This window comes from Hydrogenophaga sp. GW456-12-10-14-TSB4 (assembly GCF_059424305.1).
Map to the genome: position 1 here is coordinate 1 of NZ_JBWKZH010000030.1, position 15,106 is coordinate 15,106.

The 15,106-nt window shown below is 67.9% G+C and carries 16 protein-coding genes; 5 read left to right on the forward strand and 11 right to left on the reverse strand.

What is annotated here, in order from left to right:
- Positions 1-897, reverse strand: an 897-nt coding sequence (gene murB, locus AC07ZS_RS15670; RefSeq protein ID WP_494799456.1) for a UDP-N-acetylmuramate dehydrogenase, incomplete at its 3' end; no start/stop codon positions are given.
- Between the two features lie 38 nt (positions 898-935).
- Here murB and AC07ZS_RS15675 point away from each other — a divergent pair.
- Together AC07ZS_RS15675 and AC07ZS_RS15680 are read left to right on the forward strand one after the other, a co-directional pair.
- Positions 936-1,427 carry a YajQ family cyclic di-GMP-binding protein gene (locus AC07ZS_RS15675; RefSeq protein ID WP_494799457.1) on the forward strand — a complete coding sequence of 164 codons (492 nt, stop codon included), beginning with the start codon at positions 936-938 and terminating at the stop codon, positions 1,425-1,427.
- 34 nt (positions 1,428-1,461) lie between these two features.
- Positions 1,462-2,073, forward strand: a complete 612-nt coding sequence (locus AC07ZS_RS15680) for a retropepsin-like aspartic protease family protein (protein WP_494799458.1) — start codon at positions 1,462-1,464, stop codon at positions 2,071-2,073.
- Here the strand turns inward: AC07ZS_RS15680 and AC07ZS_RS15685 are convergent, their stop codons facing one another.
- From AC07ZS_RS15685 to AC07ZS_RS15700, 4 genes are read right to left on the reverse strand one after another with little or no spacing between them, the layout of a single operon-like run.
- The gene (locus tag AC07ZS_RS15685) at positions 2,074-2,439 is read right to left on the reverse strand and encodes a RidA family protein (RefSeq protein ID WP_494799459.1); all 366 of its coding nucleotides are present in this window, start codon (positions 2,437-2,439) and stop codon (positions 2,074-2,076) included.
- Positions 2,436-3,059, reverse strand: coding sequence for a glycerol-3-phosphate 1-O-acyltransferase PlsY (gene plsY, locus AC07ZS_RS15690; RefSeq protein ID WP_494799460.1), 624 nt, complete (start codon positions 3,057-3,059; stop codon positions 2,436-2,438). Before plsY ends, AC07ZS_RS15685 begins: the two co-directional genes overlap by 4 nt.
- 52 nt (positions 3,060-3,111) lie before the next feature.
- Positions 3,112-3,603, reverse strand: coding sequence for an aminoacyl-tRNA deacylase (locus AC07ZS_RS15695; protein WP_494799461.1), 492 nt, complete (start codon positions 3,601-3,603; stop codon positions 3,112-3,114).
- Positions 3,604-3,611: 8 nt separating this feature from the next.
- Complete coding sequence (locus AC07ZS_RS15700; RefSeq protein ID WP_494799462.1) at positions 3,612-4,655, reverse strand: aldo/keto reductase; 1,044 nt, start codon at positions 4,653-4,655, stop codon at positions 3,612-3,614.
- 114 nt (positions 4,656-4,769) lie between these two features.
- Here AC07ZS_RS15700 and AC07ZS_RS15705 point away from each other — a divergent pair, with 114 nt between their 5' ends.
- Positions 4,770-5,453 (forward strand): YiaD family glycine zipper/OmpA-like lipoprotein, encoded by a 684-nt coding sequence (locus tag AC07ZS_RS15705; RefSeq protein WP_494799463.1) that lies wholly within the window; start codon positions 4,770-4,772, stop codon positions 5,451-5,453.
- A gap of 106 nt (positions 5,454-5,559) precedes the next feature.
- Here AC07ZS_RS15705 and AC07ZS_RS15710 read toward each other — a convergent pair whose 3' ends face one another.
- The 5 genes from AC07ZS_RS15710 to AC07ZS_RS15730 are packed head-to-tail and all read right to left on the reverse strand — an operon-like array spanning position 5,560 to position 11,005.
- A complete protein-coding gene (locus AC07ZS_RS15710; protein ID WP_494799464.1) occupies positions 5,560-7,014 on the reverse strand; it encodes a gamma-aminobutyraldehyde dehydrogenase in 1,455 nt (484 codons plus the stop codon).
- A gap of 33 nt (positions 7,015-7,047) precedes the next feature.
- On the reverse strand, positions 7,048-7,854 hold the full coding sequence (locus AC07ZS_RS15715) for an ABC transporter permease (RefSeq protein WP_382323625.1): 807 nt from the start codon (positions 7,852-7,854) through the stop codon (positions 7,048-7,050).
- Positions 7,844-8,800 carry an ABC transporter permease gene (locus AC07ZS_RS15720; RefSeq protein ID WP_494799465.1) on the reverse strand — a complete coding sequence of 319 codons (957 nt, stop codon included), beginning with the start codon at positions 8,798-8,800 and terminating at the stop codon, positions 7,844-7,846. The genes AC07ZS_RS15715 and AC07ZS_RS15720 overlap by 11 nt, the downstream gene beginning before the upstream one ends.
- Entirely contained in the window at positions 8,797-9,813 is a 1,017-nt protein-coding gene (locus AC07ZS_RS15725) for an ABC transporter ATP-binding protein (protein ID WP_494799466.1), read from the reverse strand. Before AC07ZS_RS15725 ends, AC07ZS_RS15720 begins: the two co-directional genes overlap by 4 nt.
- A gap of 4 nt (positions 9,814-9,817) precedes the next feature.
- On the reverse strand, positions 9,818-11,005 hold the full coding sequence (locus AC07ZS_RS15730) for an ABC transporter substrate-binding protein (protein WP_494799467.1): 1,188 nt from the start codon (positions 11,003-11,005) through the stop codon (positions 9,818-9,820).
- A 205-nt stretch (positions 11,006-11,210) separates the two neighbouring features.
- Between AC07ZS_RS15730 and AC07ZS_RS15735 the strand changes: the two genes are divergently transcribed.
- On the forward strand, positions 11,211-12,131 hold the full coding sequence (locus tag AC07ZS_RS15735; protein WP_494799468.1) for a LysR substrate-binding domain-containing protein: 921 nt from the start codon (positions 11,211-11,213) through the stop codon (positions 12,129-12,131).
- Between the two features lie 258 nt (positions 12,132-12,389).
- On the opposite strand, the gene AC07ZS_RS15740 is transcribed toward AC07ZS_RS15735, so the two are convergent.
- On the reverse strand, positions 12,390-14,135 hold the full coding sequence (locus AC07ZS_RS15740) for an acetate--CoA ligase (RefSeq protein WP_494799469.1): 1,746 nt from the start codon (positions 14,133-14,135) through the stop codon (positions 12,390-12,392).
- Positions 14,136-14,170: 35 nt separating this feature from the next.
- Between AC07ZS_RS15740 and AC07ZS_RS15745 the strand changes: the two genes are divergently transcribed.
- Complete coding sequence (locus tag AC07ZS_RS15745; protein WP_494799470.1) at positions 14,171-15,088, forward strand: alpha/beta fold hydrolase; 918 nt, start codon at positions 14,171-14,173, stop codon at positions 15,086-15,088.
- Positions 15,089-15,106: the final 18 nt, after the last annotated feature.

The window sequence follows — 15,106 nt, forward strand, 5'->3', positions numbered from 1 at the left end:
CCCCCGGCCCTTCCAGCCGCAAGCGTCGATCAGCCAGCCCGCCGCCAGCTTGATGCTGCCGTCGGCCATCGGGTAATGCACCACCTTCGGGTCGCGCGCGATGATGTCCGCGCACTGCTCCACGCTCACCGTCGGATTCTTGAAGAAACTGCCCGCGTTGCCGATCACCGCCGGATCCGGCAGCTTGGCGCGCCGGATCGCGCAGATCCAGTCGAAGATCTGCTGCGCATCCGGGCGGGCCACACCCGTTTCGTCCATCTTGCGCTCCAGGTCCGCATAGCCCAGCACCGGCTTCCAGGGCTTGGGCAGCCAGAAACGCACCCGCGTGATCAGGGCACGTCCCGCCAGGCCCAGGCCCTTCTCGCCCGCCGGCGTGTGCTTGAACACCGAGTCCCGGTAACCGAAACCGCACTGCGCCGCGTTCAGGGTGAAACGCTGCCCCGTCTGCAGGTCGATCGCGTCCAGCTCATGAAAACGGTCCTGCAGCTCCACGCCATAAGCGCCGATGTTCTGCACCGGCGAAGCGCCCACGCAACCCGGAATCAGGGCCAGGTTCTCCAGCCCCGGCCAGCCCTGCGCCAGCGTCCAGGCCACGGTCTCGTGCCAGTTCTCGCCCGCACCGGCCTCCACCAGCCAGCCCCGGGCGGATTCCTCCACCAGCCGGCGCCCGCGAATCTCCACCTTGAGCACCATCGGCTTGATGTCGCCCGTCAGCACCAGGTTGCTGCCGCCGCCCAGCACGAACGGCGGCGCCTCTCGCGTCAGCGCGGGCCATTCGGCGCCCGCCATGAGCGCAAGCAGATCCGCTTCGTCGCGCACGCGCGCCAGCCGCAGCGCGCGCGCCACGATGCCAAAACTGTTGTATGGCTGGAGCGCCACGTTGTTCTCGACTACCATCCCCGGATTGTCTCACCCACCCTCAGGATTCATCAGCCATGCCTTCTTTTGACACCGTTCTCGAAGCCGACTTCGTCGAAGTGAAAAACGCGGTGGACCAGGTGACGCGCGAGATCGGCACGCGCTTCGATTTCAAGGGCACCGGCGCCGCCATCGAGCTCAAGGAAAAAGAGAAGGAAATCATCCTGCACGGCGATGCCGATTTCCAGTTGCAGCAGATCGACGACGTGCTGCGTGGCAAGCTCACCAAGCGCGGTGTGGACGCGCGTTTCCTCGACGTCGGCAAAGTTGAAAAGGCCGGCGGCGACAAGGTCAAGCAGGTCGTCAAGGTGCGCAACGGCATCAGCACCGAAGACGGCAAGAAGATCCAGCAGGTCATCAAGGGCAGCAAGCTCAAGGTGCAGGGCGCGATCCAGGGCGACGCGGTGCGCGTGACCGGTGCCAAGCGCGACGACCTGCAGGCGGCCATGGCGCTGATCCGCAGCGAGCTCAAGGACCTGCCGCTCTCGTTCAACAATTTCCGCGATTGAGGTGAAAACCGCCCTCGCAGCGCTGGTTTTTTGCATGGCGCTGCCGGCCCTCGGCCAGCAGGTCGCGCTGTCGGGCGTGGCCGGCGGCAAAGCACTGGTGAACATCGACGGCGCCGCGCCCCAGTTCATGAGCCCGGGCCAGACCCAGCAGGGCGTGAAGCTCCTGAGCCTGCAGGGCGAGGCGGCGGTGTTCGTCATCAACGGCCAGCGCCTGACCCTGCAGGTGGGCGACGCGCCGGTCAGCCTGGGCCGGTCCTCGGCCGGCCAGGACAGCGGCGCGCAGCGCATCGTGCTCACCGCCGACGCGCAGGGCCACTTCCTGCCGACCGGCCAGATCAACGGGCGCGCCGTGCAGTTCATGGTGGACACCGGCGCGACCTCCATCGTCCTCAGCGAGTCCGACGCCAAGCGCATCAACCTGGCCTACAGCAAGGGCCGCAAGGTGCAGGTGGGCACGGCCAACGGCCACGTCGTGGGCCACCAGGTGCAACTGGACTCGGTGCGCGTGGGCAATGCGCAGGTGCACGGTGTGGCGGCCATCGTGCTGCCCCAGCCCATGCCCTACGTGCTGCTGGGCAACAGCTTTCTCACGCGCTTCCAGCTGCAGCGCAACAACGACCAGCTGACGCTGGAGCGGCGCTATTGATCAGGCCGCCTGCTGTGCGGCTGTGACCACGATCTCGATGCGCCAGGCCGGGTTGGCCAGCGCCGCCTGCACCGTCGCGCGCGGCGGCGCGGTGCCCGGCACCACCCAGGCGTCCCACACGGTGTTCATGGCCGCGATGTCGCGGATGTCGGTGAGGTAGATCTGTGCGCGCAGGATGCGCGACTTGTCGCTGCCCGCTTCCTGCAGGCGCTGCTGCACCTGCTCCAGCACGTCCTGCGTCTGACCGGCGATGTCGGTGTCGCCGCGCTCGGGCACCATGCCCGCGAGGTAGACCACGCCGTTGAACACCGCGGCCTCGCTGTAGCGCGCGGCCATGCCGATGCGGGTGATGTCGGTGCTGCTCATTTCTTCTTTGCTCCCAGTTTGCTTTCCTTGCCGGCCAGCAGGCGGTTGATGTTCTCCGAATGCCGCCAGATCAGCAGCAGGGCCATGACGGCCAGGCTCAGCACCTGCACGCCCGGCGCCTCCCACACCACCCGGTTGCCGAGCAGGAAGAAGGCCGGCGCGAACACCGCCGTGACGATGGACGCCAGCGAGGAATAACGGAAGAAGACCGCGATGATCAGCCAGGTCGCGAGCGCGGCCAGGCCCAGCCAGGGGTTGAAGCCCAGGATGACGCCGGCCGCCGTGGCCACGCCCTTGCCGCCCTGAAAACGGAAGAACACCGGGTAGAGGTGCCCGAGGAACGCCGCCAGGCCCACCAGGGCCACCGTGCCGTCGCCCAGGCCGTAGGCCTCCCCCCACCACTTCACGGCCACCACCGGCAGCCAGCCCTTGAAGGCGTCCAGCAGCAGCGTGACGATGGCCGCCGCCTTGTTGCCCGAGCGCAGCACGTTGGTGGCGCCGGGGTTCTTGCTGCCGTAGGTGCGCGGGTCGTTCAGTCCCATGAGGCGGCTCACCAGCACGGCGAAGGACAGCGAGCCGATCAGGTAGGCGGCCAGCGTGGCCAGCAAGGGGTAGGTCATGAAGGGAGCTCCTCGTTCTTGTCGGACCGCTTCGCGGCGGTCGTGGGGCTGGTTATTCTGCCAGCGCGCAGTTCACCGGCCTGGCGCCCAGGGGACCAGCGAGCACCGCGGGGTCGATGCCGACGAGAAAGCCGCGCCGTCCGCCGTTGATCCAGATCTTCGGCAGCGCCAGCACCGTGGCTTCCACCCACACCGGCATGTCGCGCTTGAGGCCGAACGGCGAGGTGCCGCCCACGAAGTAACCGCTGTGGCGGTTGGCCACCTCGGGCTTGCAGGGCTCGACCGACTTGGCGCCGATCTGCCGCGCCAGGTTCTTGGTGGAGACGGTGCGGTTGCCGTGCATCAGCACCGCCAGCGGCTTGGCCGCCTCGTCCTGCATGATCAGGGTCTTGACCACCGCGAAGGGGTCGAACCCGAGCACTTGCGCGCTGTGCTGCGCACCGCCGTGCTCCAGGTACTCGTAGGGGTGCTCGGTGAACGCCACGCCATGCGCCTTGAGCCAGGCGGTGGCGGGCGTCTCACTCACGTGCGATTTCTTCGCCAAGCTTCACCTCATTGAGCGGGGTCGCGGTTCTCCCAACGGATGGCGTCGATCGCAGCCAGCAGCTCGGGTGAGAGCTTCGTGTCCCAGGCGTCCAGGCACTCGTCGAGCTGGGCCAACGTGGTCACGCCGATGATGGTGCTGGCCACGCGCCGGTTGGTGTAGCAGAAGGCCAGCGCGAGCTGCGAGGGCGTGAGGCCGTGTTTGCGCGCCAGCGCGTTGTAGCGGCGCGCGGTGTCCAGCGCCTCGGGGCGGCCCCAGCGTTGCTTGCGCATCGATTCGTAGATCGCCATGCGGCCGGCGTTGCCCACCAGGCCGGTCTCGTCGTACTTGCCGCTCAGCAGGCCGAAACCCAGCGGCGAATACGCCAGCAGCGACACGTCCAGGCGGTGGCAGGTTTCGTCGAGCCCGTTCTCGTAGCTCCGGTTGATCAGGCAGTACGGGTTCTGCACCGTGGCCACGCGCGGCAGGCCGTGCTGCTCGGCCAGGCGCACGAACTCGTGCACGCCGTACGGGGTTTCATTGGACAGGCCGACGGCCTTGACCTTGCCGGCCTTCACCAGCTCGGCCAGGGCCTCGAGCTGCTCCAGCACCGAAGGCGCCGGCTTGTCCTTGGCCGGGTCGAAATAGATCGCGCCGAAGGCCGGCACGTTGCGCGCTGGCCAGTGGATCTGGTAGAGGTCGATCACCTCGGTCTGCAGGCGGCGCAGGCTGGCTTCGCAGGCTTCGATGATGCCTGCCTTGCTCATCTCCGGCCGCAGCCAGGGCATGCCGCGCGCCGGCCCGGCCACCTTGGTCGCCAGCACCAGCCTGTCGCGCACGCCCGGCCGCCTGGCGAACCAGTTGCCCAGGATGGTTTCCGTCGACCCGCTGGTTTCGGCGCGCGCGGGCACCGAGTACATCTCGGCCGCGTCCAGGAACGTGACCTCGCGCTCCAGCGCACGGTCCAGGATGCGGTGCGCGGTCGCCTCGTCCACCTGCTCGCCAAACGTCATGGTGCCCAGGCAGATCGGGGGCACGGTCAGCGCGCTGGTGCCCAGTGAAACTTTTTTCATGCAAGTATTTGTAAATAGGAACAGGAGGAAGGTTTCGTTGCAAACCCGCAGGGGTATAAGTTTAGGGTGCGTTGCACGTTTCAGCTGCCCATCAACAAACAGTGGAGAAAAACCATGTCCAACTTCAACATCCGACTCACCCGAGGCCTGACGGTCACCACCCTCGCCGCCGCACTGGCCCTGGCCGGCTGCGCCAACATGAGCGAAACACAGCAAGGCACGGCCAAGGGCGCCGGCATCGGCGCGGTCGCCGGGGCGCTGCTGGGTGCCGCCACGGGCGGGTCGAAGGGCGCGGCCACGGGCGCGGTGCTCGGTGCGGGTGCCGGTGCGGTGGGCGGCTATGTCTGGTCCAACAAGATGCAGGAGCAGAAGAAGCAGATGGAAGCCGCCACGGCGGGCACCGGCATCGGGGTGAGCCAGACCACCGACAACCGCCTCAAGCTCGACGTGCCGGCCGACGCCGGCTTCGCCACCGGCCGCTCCACCGTGAGCCCCACGCTGCAGCGCGTGCTGGGCCAGTTTGCCGGCACGCTCAACGCCAACCCGGTGACCGCCGTGGCCATCGTGGGCCACACCGACAGCACCGGCAGCGACTCGGTGAACAACCCGCTGTCGTTCGACCGCGCCAACGCCACGCGCGACTACCTGGTCTCGCGCGGCGTCGCCGCAAGCCGCATCGCCACCGACGGCCAGGGCTCGCGCCAGCCGGTCGCCGACAACGGCACGCCCCAAGGCCGCGCCGCCAACCGCCGCGTCGAAATCTACGTGGCCGAACCCGCACAAACCGCAGCGCGCTAAGTCGGAGCGAGGCAGCCCCAACCAGTGACACCGAGGAACCGGCTTTGCCGGGCCTCTGGTGTCGCCCCCCTTCAGGGGGGTCGCGCGAAGCGCGGCAGGGGGTGCTTCAAAGTTTCGCCATGATGTGCCGCGCGACCGTGTAATCCTCCAGCGCGTACATCGACATGTCCTTGCCGTAGCCGCTGGCCTTCATGCCGCCGTGCGGCATTTCATTGGCCAGCATGAAGTGGGTGTTGATCCAGGTGCAGCCGTATTGCAGCTTGCGCGCCACGCGCAGCGCGCGCGACACGTCCTGCGTCCACACCGATGAAGCCAGGCCGTACTCGGAATCGTTGGCCCAGGTCACGGCCTCCTCGGGGTCGGTGAAGCGCGTCACCGACACCACCGGGCCGAACACCTCGCGGCGCACGATCTCATCGTCCTGCCGCGCCCCCGCGATCACCGTGGGTTCGTAGAAGAAGCCCCCGCCCGGGCGTATCTTGCCGCCGGCCGTGATTTCCATGTGGCCCAGCATCTGCGCGCGCTCCACGAAGCTGGCGACGCGGTCGCGCTGGCGGTCGGTGATCAGCGGGCCCAGCTCCACGCCCGCCTCGTCCTGCGTGCCCATCTGGATGGTCTTGACCGCGCTGCTGAGGTCGGCCACCAGCCGGTCGTACACCTTGGCGCCCGCGTAGAGCCGGCAGGCCGCCGTGCAGTCCTGCCCCGCGTTGTAGTAGCCGAAGGTGCGGATGCCTTCCACCACCGCGTCGATGTCGGCGTCGTCGAACACCAGCACCGGCGCCTTGCCGCCCAGCTCCAGGTGCGTGCGCTTGAGCGTGCCGGTGGCGGCCTGCAGGATCTTGCGGCCGGTGGACACATCGCCGGTGAGAGAGACCATGCGCACCAGCGGGTGCTCCACCAGCGGCTGGCCCACGCTGGGCCCCCGGCCGCAGACCACGTTGAACACGCCCTTGGGCAGGATCTCGGCCACCACGCGCGCGAGCATCAGCGTGGTCAGCGGCGTCTGCTCGCTGGGCTTGAGCACCACGGTGTTGCCGGCCGCCAGCGCGGGCGCGCATTTCCAGGCGGCCATCATCAGCGGGTAGTTCCAGGGCGCGATCGAGCCCACCACGCCGATGGGGTCGCGCCGGATCATGCTGGTGTGGCCCGGCAGGTACTCGCCCGCCACCGAGCCCGTCATGCAGCGCGCCGCGCCCGCGAAGAAGCGGAAGCAGTCGACGATGGCGGGAATCTCGTCCTCCAGCGCGCGCAGATACGGCTTGCCGCAGTTGAGCGATTCCAGCCGCGCGAACTGTTCGGCGCGCTGTTCGATCGCATCGGCCACCTTGAGCAGCAGGCGCGAACGCTCCATGGGCGTGGTCTCGCTCCAGCTGTCGAACGCGCGGCTGGCCCCCAGCACCGCCTTGTGGATCTGCTCGTACGAGGCCTCGGGCACCTGCGCGATCACGTCGCCCGTGGCCGGGTTCAGCACGCGCTCGCGCTCGCCCTCGCCGGCCACGAACTGGCCGTCGATGAACAGCTCGGTCGATATCGGGACTTGGAAATCGGGGGTCTTGCCCATGGTGGTCTCCGTCGGGGTGGAAGGGGTTCGGGCTCAGCGCCCGTTGGGTTGTTCGTCGGCGCGCGTGAGGACATACGCGGCCAGGATGGGAATGAAGGTGAGCGCGATGATGACCACCGCCACCACGTTGGTGACGGGCCGCTGGCGCGGGCGGATCAGCTCCTGCAGCATCCAGATCGGCAGCGTGGTCTGCTGGCCGGCGGTGAAAGTGGTGACGATGACCTCATCAAAGCTCAGCGCAAACGCCAGCAGGCCGCCGGCCAGCAGGGCCGAGCCGAGCTGCGGCAGGATCACGTAGCGGATCGTCTGGAAGCTGTCGGCGCCCAGGTCCATCGAGGCCTCGATCAGCGAAGGGCTGGTGCGTCGCAGCCGCGCGACCGCGTTGTTGTAGACCACCACCACGCAGAAGGTGGCGTGGCCGACCACGATGGTCCAGAAGCTGAACGGGATCTCCATCGTGTGGTACGCGGTGCGCAGCGCGATGCCGGTGATGATGCCGGGCAGCGCGATCGGCAGAATCAGCAGCAGCGAGATCGCGTCGCGGCCGAAAAATCGGGTGCGCGCCAGGCCGGCCGCCGCCAGCGTGCCCAGCACCATGGCCAGCGCGGTGGCGATCAGCGCAACGCGGAACGACAGGCCGATGGCGGCCCACACGTCCTCGCGCGCCCAGGCCGCGGCGAACCACTGCGTGGTGAGACCGGGCGGCGGGAACACGTAGCTTTTGTCTTCGGCGCTGAAGGCGTAGAGGATGATGAGCGCCAGCGGGATGTGCAGGAACAGCACGCCGGCCCAAGTCGCGGCCTTCAGGCCCCAGCCGGCTCTGGACGGGTCAGAGCGCATCGAAAGCCCCCAGGCGTTTGGCGATCCACAGGTAGACGCCGATCACCACGATGGGCACCAGCGAGAACGCAGCCGCAAAAGGCACATTGCCCGCCACACCCTGCTGGCGGTACACCACCTGACCGATGAACAGCGTGGAGTCGCCGATCACCTGCGGAATGATGTAGTCGCCCAGCGTGAGCGAGAAGGTGAAGATGGAGCCGGCCGCGATGCCCGGCATGGCGAGCGGAAAGATCACCCTCCAGAACGTGGTGCCGCTGCGCGCGCCGAGGTCGCTGGAGGCTTCGAGCAGCGAGCCCGGGATGCGCTCGATGGCGGCCTGGATCGGCAGGATCATGAAGGGCAGCCACATGTAGACGAACACGATGAACGTGCCCAGGCGCGAGAACGAGAGCGAGTTGCCGCCGATGCCGGGTGTGGACAGCACGAGATCGAGCAGCCAGGTCATGTGCACCTCGGCCAGCACCCAGGAGATCGCGCCCTCCTTGGCCAGCAGCAGCTTCCACGCATAGAGCCGCACCAGGTAGCTGGACCACAGCGGCAGCATGACCGCGATGTAGAGCAGCGCCTTCTGCGGGCCGCGCGCGTATCGCGCCATGTAGTAGGCGATGGGGAAGGCGATCAGCCCGCAGGCCAGCGTGACGCTGACCGCCATGGCCACGGTGCGCAGCACCACGTCCACGTTGGCGGGGTCGGTCATCTCGCGGAAGTTCTGCAGCGTGAAGCGCGAGCGGTCCACCACGCCGGAGAACTCGTCCAGCGCGAAGAAGCTGTTGGCCAGCAGCGCGAACAGCGAGCCCAGGTAGATCACGCCGAACCACAGCAGCGGCGGTCCGAGCAGCGCGGCCATCAGCAGGCCGCGGCGGGTGTAGAGCAGGTCGGAAAGCCGGCGCAGCGCGCCGCCGCGCGGCATCGGCGGTGGGGAGGCGGACAAGGCCAGGCTCATGGCGCCGCGCCTGGCTGCAACGGGTGCACCGCGTCGGCCTGCCAGTGCAGGTGCACCGTGTCACCGGGCGTGGGCAGTTCGGGGTTCAGCTCGGGGCTGAGGTCCACCGACACGGCCTCGCCGCCCCAGTCCACCCGCACGCGCGAGAACGAGCCGAAGTACTGCGCGTCGATCACCGCGCCGCTCAGGCGCGCCTGCGAAGACGCGCCCAGGCGGATGCGCTCGGGCCGCAGCATGACGCTGTCCACGCCCGCGATCTCGCGCGCCCGCGCGCCGTCGAACACATTGGCCGCGCCCACGAACTCGGCCACGAAGCGCGTGGCCGGCTGGTTGTAGATCGCCTGCGGCGCACCCACCTGCTCCAGCCGGCCGTTGCTGAACACGCCGATGCGATCGCTCATGGACAGCGCCTCGTGCTGGTCGTGCGTGATGAAGAGAAAGGTGATGCCCAGCTGCCGCTGCAATGCTTTCAGCTCGGTCTGCATCTGCTCGCGCAGCTTGAGGTCGAGCGCACCCAGCGGCTCGTCGAGCAGCAGCACCTGCGGCTGGTTGATCAGCGCGCGCGCCAGCGCCACGCGCTGGCGCTGCCCGCCCGAGAGCTGGCCGGGGCGGCGCGCGCCCACGCCCGAGAGCCGCACCAGGTCCAGCATCTGCTCGGCGCGCGCGTGCCGCGCCGACTTGTCAACGCCCTGCACCATCAGGCCGTAGGCCACGTTGTCGCGGATGTTCATGTGCGGGAACAGCGCGTAGTCCTGGAACACCGTGTTCACCGGCCGCGCGTACGGCGGCAGGTGCGACACGTCCTGCCCACCGATGAGGATGCGGCCCGAGGTCGGCAGCGTGAAGCCGCCGATCATGCGCAGGCAGGTCGTCTTGCCCGAGCCCGAGGGCCCGAGCAGGGTGAAGAACTCCCCGCCTTCGATGGTGAGGTCCACGCGGTCGACCGCGCGCACGGCCTGCGCGCCGCTGCCGAACACGCAGGAGACGGCTTCCAGGGTGACAGCGACCGTCATGGGATCAGCGACCTCCGAGGACCGCGATGTAATCCGACACCCACTTGTGGTACGGCACGCAGTTGTTGTTCTGCGTCGTGCACTTGCTCGTCGGCGTCTTCCAGAACGAGATCTTCTCGAAGCTGTTGTAGCCCTGGTTGGCGCAGCCCTGGTCGCCCAGCAGCTTGTTGCCCTTGCAGGCCGCCGGCACCGAGGGCACCGAGCCGAACCAGGCCGCGAGGTCGCCCTGCAGCTTGGTGTTGAGCGAGTGCTCCATCCACATATAGGCGCAGTTGGGGTGCTTGGCGTCGGCGTGCAGCATGGTGGTGTCGGCCCAGCCGGTGGCGCCTTCGGCGGGCACCACGGTGGCCACGGGGCGGTTCTTGCTCTTGAGGATGTTGGCCATGAACTGCCAGCTGCTGGAGGCCACCACGCCTTCGTTGGTGAAGTCGTCGATCTGCACAAAGGCGTCGTGCCAGTACTTGCCCACCAGCTTGCGCTGGCCGCGCAGCAGGTCCAGCGCGGCCTTGTACTGCGCCTCGTTGAGTTCGTAGGGGTCCTTGATGCCCAGGGCCGGGTTCTTCTTCATCAGGTAGAGCGCGGCGTCGGCGATGTAGATCGGGCCGTCGAAGGCCTGCACGCGGCCCTTGTTGCTCTTGCCGTCGGGCAGCGTGGTTTCCTCGAACACCACGTTCCAGCTGGTGGGTGGCTTGTCCTTGAAGACGGTGGTGTTGTACATGAGCACGTTCCAGCCCCACTGGTAGGGCGTGCCGTAGTGCGTGTTGTTCACGTAGTGCCAGGGCGCCTTCTGCAGGCGCGGGTCCACGGTCTTGTAGCTGGGGATCAGATCCACGTTGACGGGCTGCACGCGCTTGCCGGCGATCAGGCGCATGGAGGCGTCGCCCGAGGCGGTGACGAGGTCGAAGCCGCCTTCGTTCATGAGCGCGACCATTTCGTCGGAGGTGCCGGCGGTCTTCACGTTGACCTTGCAACTGGTCTTCTTCTCGAAGTCGGTGACCCAGTCGAAGTTCTTGTCGGTCTGGCCGCGTTCGATGTAGCCCGCCCAGGCCACGATGTCGACCTGGCCTTCGCCTTTGCCCAGTTTCTTGAGGGCCGATTGCGCCTGCGCGGCGGGGGCCAGGGTGGCCAGGGTGAGGGCCGTCGTCAGCAGACCCGCGACGGTGCGGGCGAGAGGGCGTTGTGCGAGTTTCATGGATCGATCACCTATGGGTTGATAGCGGTTTCAGAAACGCAGCCCACCGCCCGGCGGGCCGACTGCAGCGCATCGTAGGAAGGCCGGCCCGGCTTTCAAAATTCAATATTGCTGCGGTAAGCTATCTCGAAAATAGAGAGCAAGGGTTTACCCATATCTTTTTTGCACCGCAACAGGGCAGCTCCCTGGCGTGGTGCGCACCAGCATGAACCGGCACATCACGCTCAAGCAGTTCCGCTACTTCCTGGCGGTGGCCGAATCGGACTCCGTGGCCGCGGCCTCGCGCATGCTGAACATCGCGCAGTCGGCGATCACCAAGAGCGTGCTGGAGCTGGAGGACGGCCTGGGGCTGGTGTTGTTCGAGCGCAGCCCCAAGGGGATGCGGCTGACGCCGGAGGGGCACCGGTTTCTGGTGAAGGCGCGGCGGGTGATCGGCGCGGTGGCGGATGCCACGCGGGGTGTGCACCAGGGGGCGACGCCGTTGGCCGGTTCGCTCACGATCGGGGTGACGAGTCTGGTGGCGGGGTATTACCTGTCGGAGGTGTTCGCGCGGTTCCGGCGCACGTGTCCGGGGGTGGATCTGCAGGTGGTGGAGGATGCGCCGCCCTTTCTGGAGCACCTGTTGATCAACGGCGAGCTGGACATCGCGATCATGGTGAGCAATGCACTGGGTGAGCCGCAGGCCTTGGTGGCAGAGACGCTGACGCGTTCACCGAACCGGGTGTGGATGGCGGCGGACCACCCGCTGGCGTCGCAGGCGGAGGTGGGGCTGGCGGAGTGTGCACAGCACGATCTGGTGGTGTTGCAGGCGGACCGCATCGAGCTGCTGATGCGCAGTGTGTGGGCGCGCCATCAGCTCAAGCCGCGCACGGTGTTGCGCACGTCGTCTCTGGAGGCGGTGCGCTCTCTGGTGGGGGTGGGGGCCGGGCTGGCGGTGCTGCCAGATTTTCTGTACCGGCCTTGGACACTGGATGCGGAGCATGTGGAGGTGCGGACCTTGCGCGATGCCGTGCCGACTGTGGATGTGGGACTGGTGTGGCGGCGGGGGTCCCAGCCCCGGGCGGAGGTGCTGGAGTTCATCGAGGTGGCCCGGGATCAGTCTCGGTCTCGGCGGCCTTTGGCTTAGTGCTTTTCTTGCCTGGACCTCGCGCTGACGGCTGGCGTGGTCCGCGTTCTCCGGCGCTGCTCGCGGACGACTGCCCGGGTCCGCCAACATCACTTCGTCAACACCACCCCCTCACTCACCCTCTGTGGCAACCGCGAATCGGCGCCTGCGCCCGCGAACCCCACCATCCGTCGAGAGGGCGAGCGATTCAATCAAAAGTTGAATCTGGACTTCCCTTTTGCGCACCCACCCGCACCAGCGGCCCCGCACAAACGCAGGCTAAAGAGAAGCTCGCGCCCGCTCCTCCTCCAGCAACCGCAAAACCCGCCGCTGCACCTTCCCCGTGGTCGTCATGGGCAGCGCGTCGATGAACTCGATCTCCTTGGGGTACTCGTAAGGCGCCAACATCCCCTTCACGTGCAGCTGCAGCGCCTTCACCAGCGCATCGTCCCCGGAGCAGCCCGGGGCCAGCACCACAAAGGCCTTCACCACCGCCCCCCGCTCGGCATCCGGCTTCGGCACGACGGCCGCGTTCGCCACCGAAGCGTGCTTCACCAGACAGTTCTCGATCTCGCTCGGCCCGATGCGGTAACCCGCCGCCTTGAACACGTCGTCCGCCCGCCCCTGGTACCAGAGATAGCCGTCGGCATCGCGCGTCGCCAGATCGCCCGTGCGGCACCAGCTGTCTGCCGGGTCGCCCGTGTACTTCGCGCGCGTCGCGCCCTCGTTCTTCCAGTAGCCCAGAAAAAACACCGGGTCGGGATCGCCATGCCCATCCAGCCGGTGCACCGCCACATCCCCCGGCACCCCCACCGGGCATTCCTGGCCCTCGTCGTCCAGCACCGCCACCCGGTGCCCCGGGTAAGCCTTGCCCATGCTGCCCGGCTTCGCTGGCCACAACGGCGCGCAATTGCCCACGATGTAGTTGATCTCGGTCTGGCCGAACATCTCGTTCACCGTCACCCCCAGCTGATCGCGGCACCACGCGAACACCGCATCCCCCACCGCCTCGCCCGCGCTCATCAGTGCCTGCAGCTTCAACCGGTAACGCGGCCGCACCACCGGCACCGACTTCATCATCGCCTTCAACGCCGTGGGAAACAGGAAGCTGTGGGTCACCCCATGCCGCTGCATCAGCTCGAACGCCAGCTCGGGCGCAAAGCGCCCGCTGTAGCCCACGATGGGCCGGCCGAAGTACAGCGTGGGCAACAAGGCGTCCATCAGGCCGCCGGTCCAGGCCCAGTCGGCCGGCGACCAGAACACCGCTTTCGACACCACCGAGGCATCGAACGGGTCGAACCCGAACCAGTTCTGGCTGCACACGAAACCGCTCAGGTTGCCGATCAGCGCGCGGTGCGGGATCAAGGCACCTTTGGGGTTGCCGGTCGTGCCGCTGGTGTAGATCAGCACCGCGGCCTCGTCGGCATAGGTGTTCACGGGCGCGAAGTCCGTGGGCTCCTGCGCCAGCAGCTCGGTCCAGTCGAGGTCGGCGCGCATGCCCTCGGGCGTGCCGTCGCCATCGAGCCCGATCACCGCGCGCAGCAAGGGGCAGCGCTCGCGCACGCCCAGCAGCGCGGGCAGCGAAGGCTGGTCGCAGATCGCGACCACGGCCTCGCTGTCGTGCAGGCGGTACTCCAGCGCGTCGGGGCCGAACAGCTGCGACAGCGGCATGCCCACCGCGCCCAGCTGCAAGACCGCCATGTAGGCCACCGCGGTCTCGAAGCGCTGCGGCAGCACGATGGCCACGCGGTCGCCGCGCTGCACGCCCAGCGCGGCCAGGGCGTTGGACAGGCGGTTGGCCTGCTCCAGCAGCTCCATGTAGCGGTGGTGGCGCGGTTCGCGGCCCGGCGCGCAGGCGATCACCGCCGTGCGCAAGGCGGTGGCCGGCCGCTCGGCCCAGCGCCGCATGCAGACATCGGCGATGTTGAAATGCGTCGGCACCTGCCAGCCGAAGCGCCGGTGCAGGGGGTCGTAGAGGTCTTTCGCGGACTGGGGGAACTTGTCTCTGGCTTGACTCGATCGCATGGCCGGTCTCCGTCTCGTTCTCTATGATCGATCGAATGTACCAAGCCCTGAAACCATCCCGCACCGAGTTCGTCCCGGTGCGCCACCTCAACTACCACGTGCGCCAGTGGGGCCAGCCCGATGCCGCGCAAGCGCCCCTGGTGCTGGTGCACGGCTGGATGGACGTGTCCGCCTCCTGGCAATTCGTGGTGGACGCGATGCGCAGCGATCGCTGGATCATCGCGCCCGACTGGCGCGGCTTCGGCCTCACCAAGGCCGATGGCCCCGCACCCGACAACTACTGGTTCCCCGACTACCTCGCCGACCTCGACATCCTGCTCGACCACTTCGCCGGCGAGCGCGCGGTGGACCTGGTGGGTCACAGCATGGGCGGCAACATCGCCATGATGTACAGCGGGGTGCGCCCCCAGCGCATCCGCCGGCTCGTGAACCTCGAAGGCTTCGGCATGCCCGAGACGCGGGCCGCGCAGGCGCCCGGGCGCTTTGCGCAATGGATCGACGAGGTCAAGGCCCTGCACCGGGGTGAGAACGGCCTGAAGGCCTACGACTCGGTCGACGGCGTGGCGCAGCGCCTGATGAAGACCAACCCGCGCCTGCCGCGCGACAAGGCCGACTGGCTGGCGCGCCAATGGGCCGCGCAAAACGCCGACGGCGGCTGGGAGATCCTGGGCGACGCGGCCCACAAGGTGATCAGCGCGAACCTCTACCGGCTCGACGAGGCCCTGGAGCTCTACCGCCGCATCGGCGCGCCCGTGCTCTCGGTGACCGCCAGCGACGACAGCCTGAGTCAGTGGTGGAAGGGCAAATTCACCCTGGCGCAGTACCACGAGCGCCTGCAGGCCGTGCCCCGGCTGCGCAGCGCCGAGGTGCCCGATGCCGGGCACATGATGCACCACGACCAGCCGGAGGAACTGGCGCGCCTGATCGAGGATTTCCTCCAATCCCCGGACTGATGTACGGATTGTTGCAGT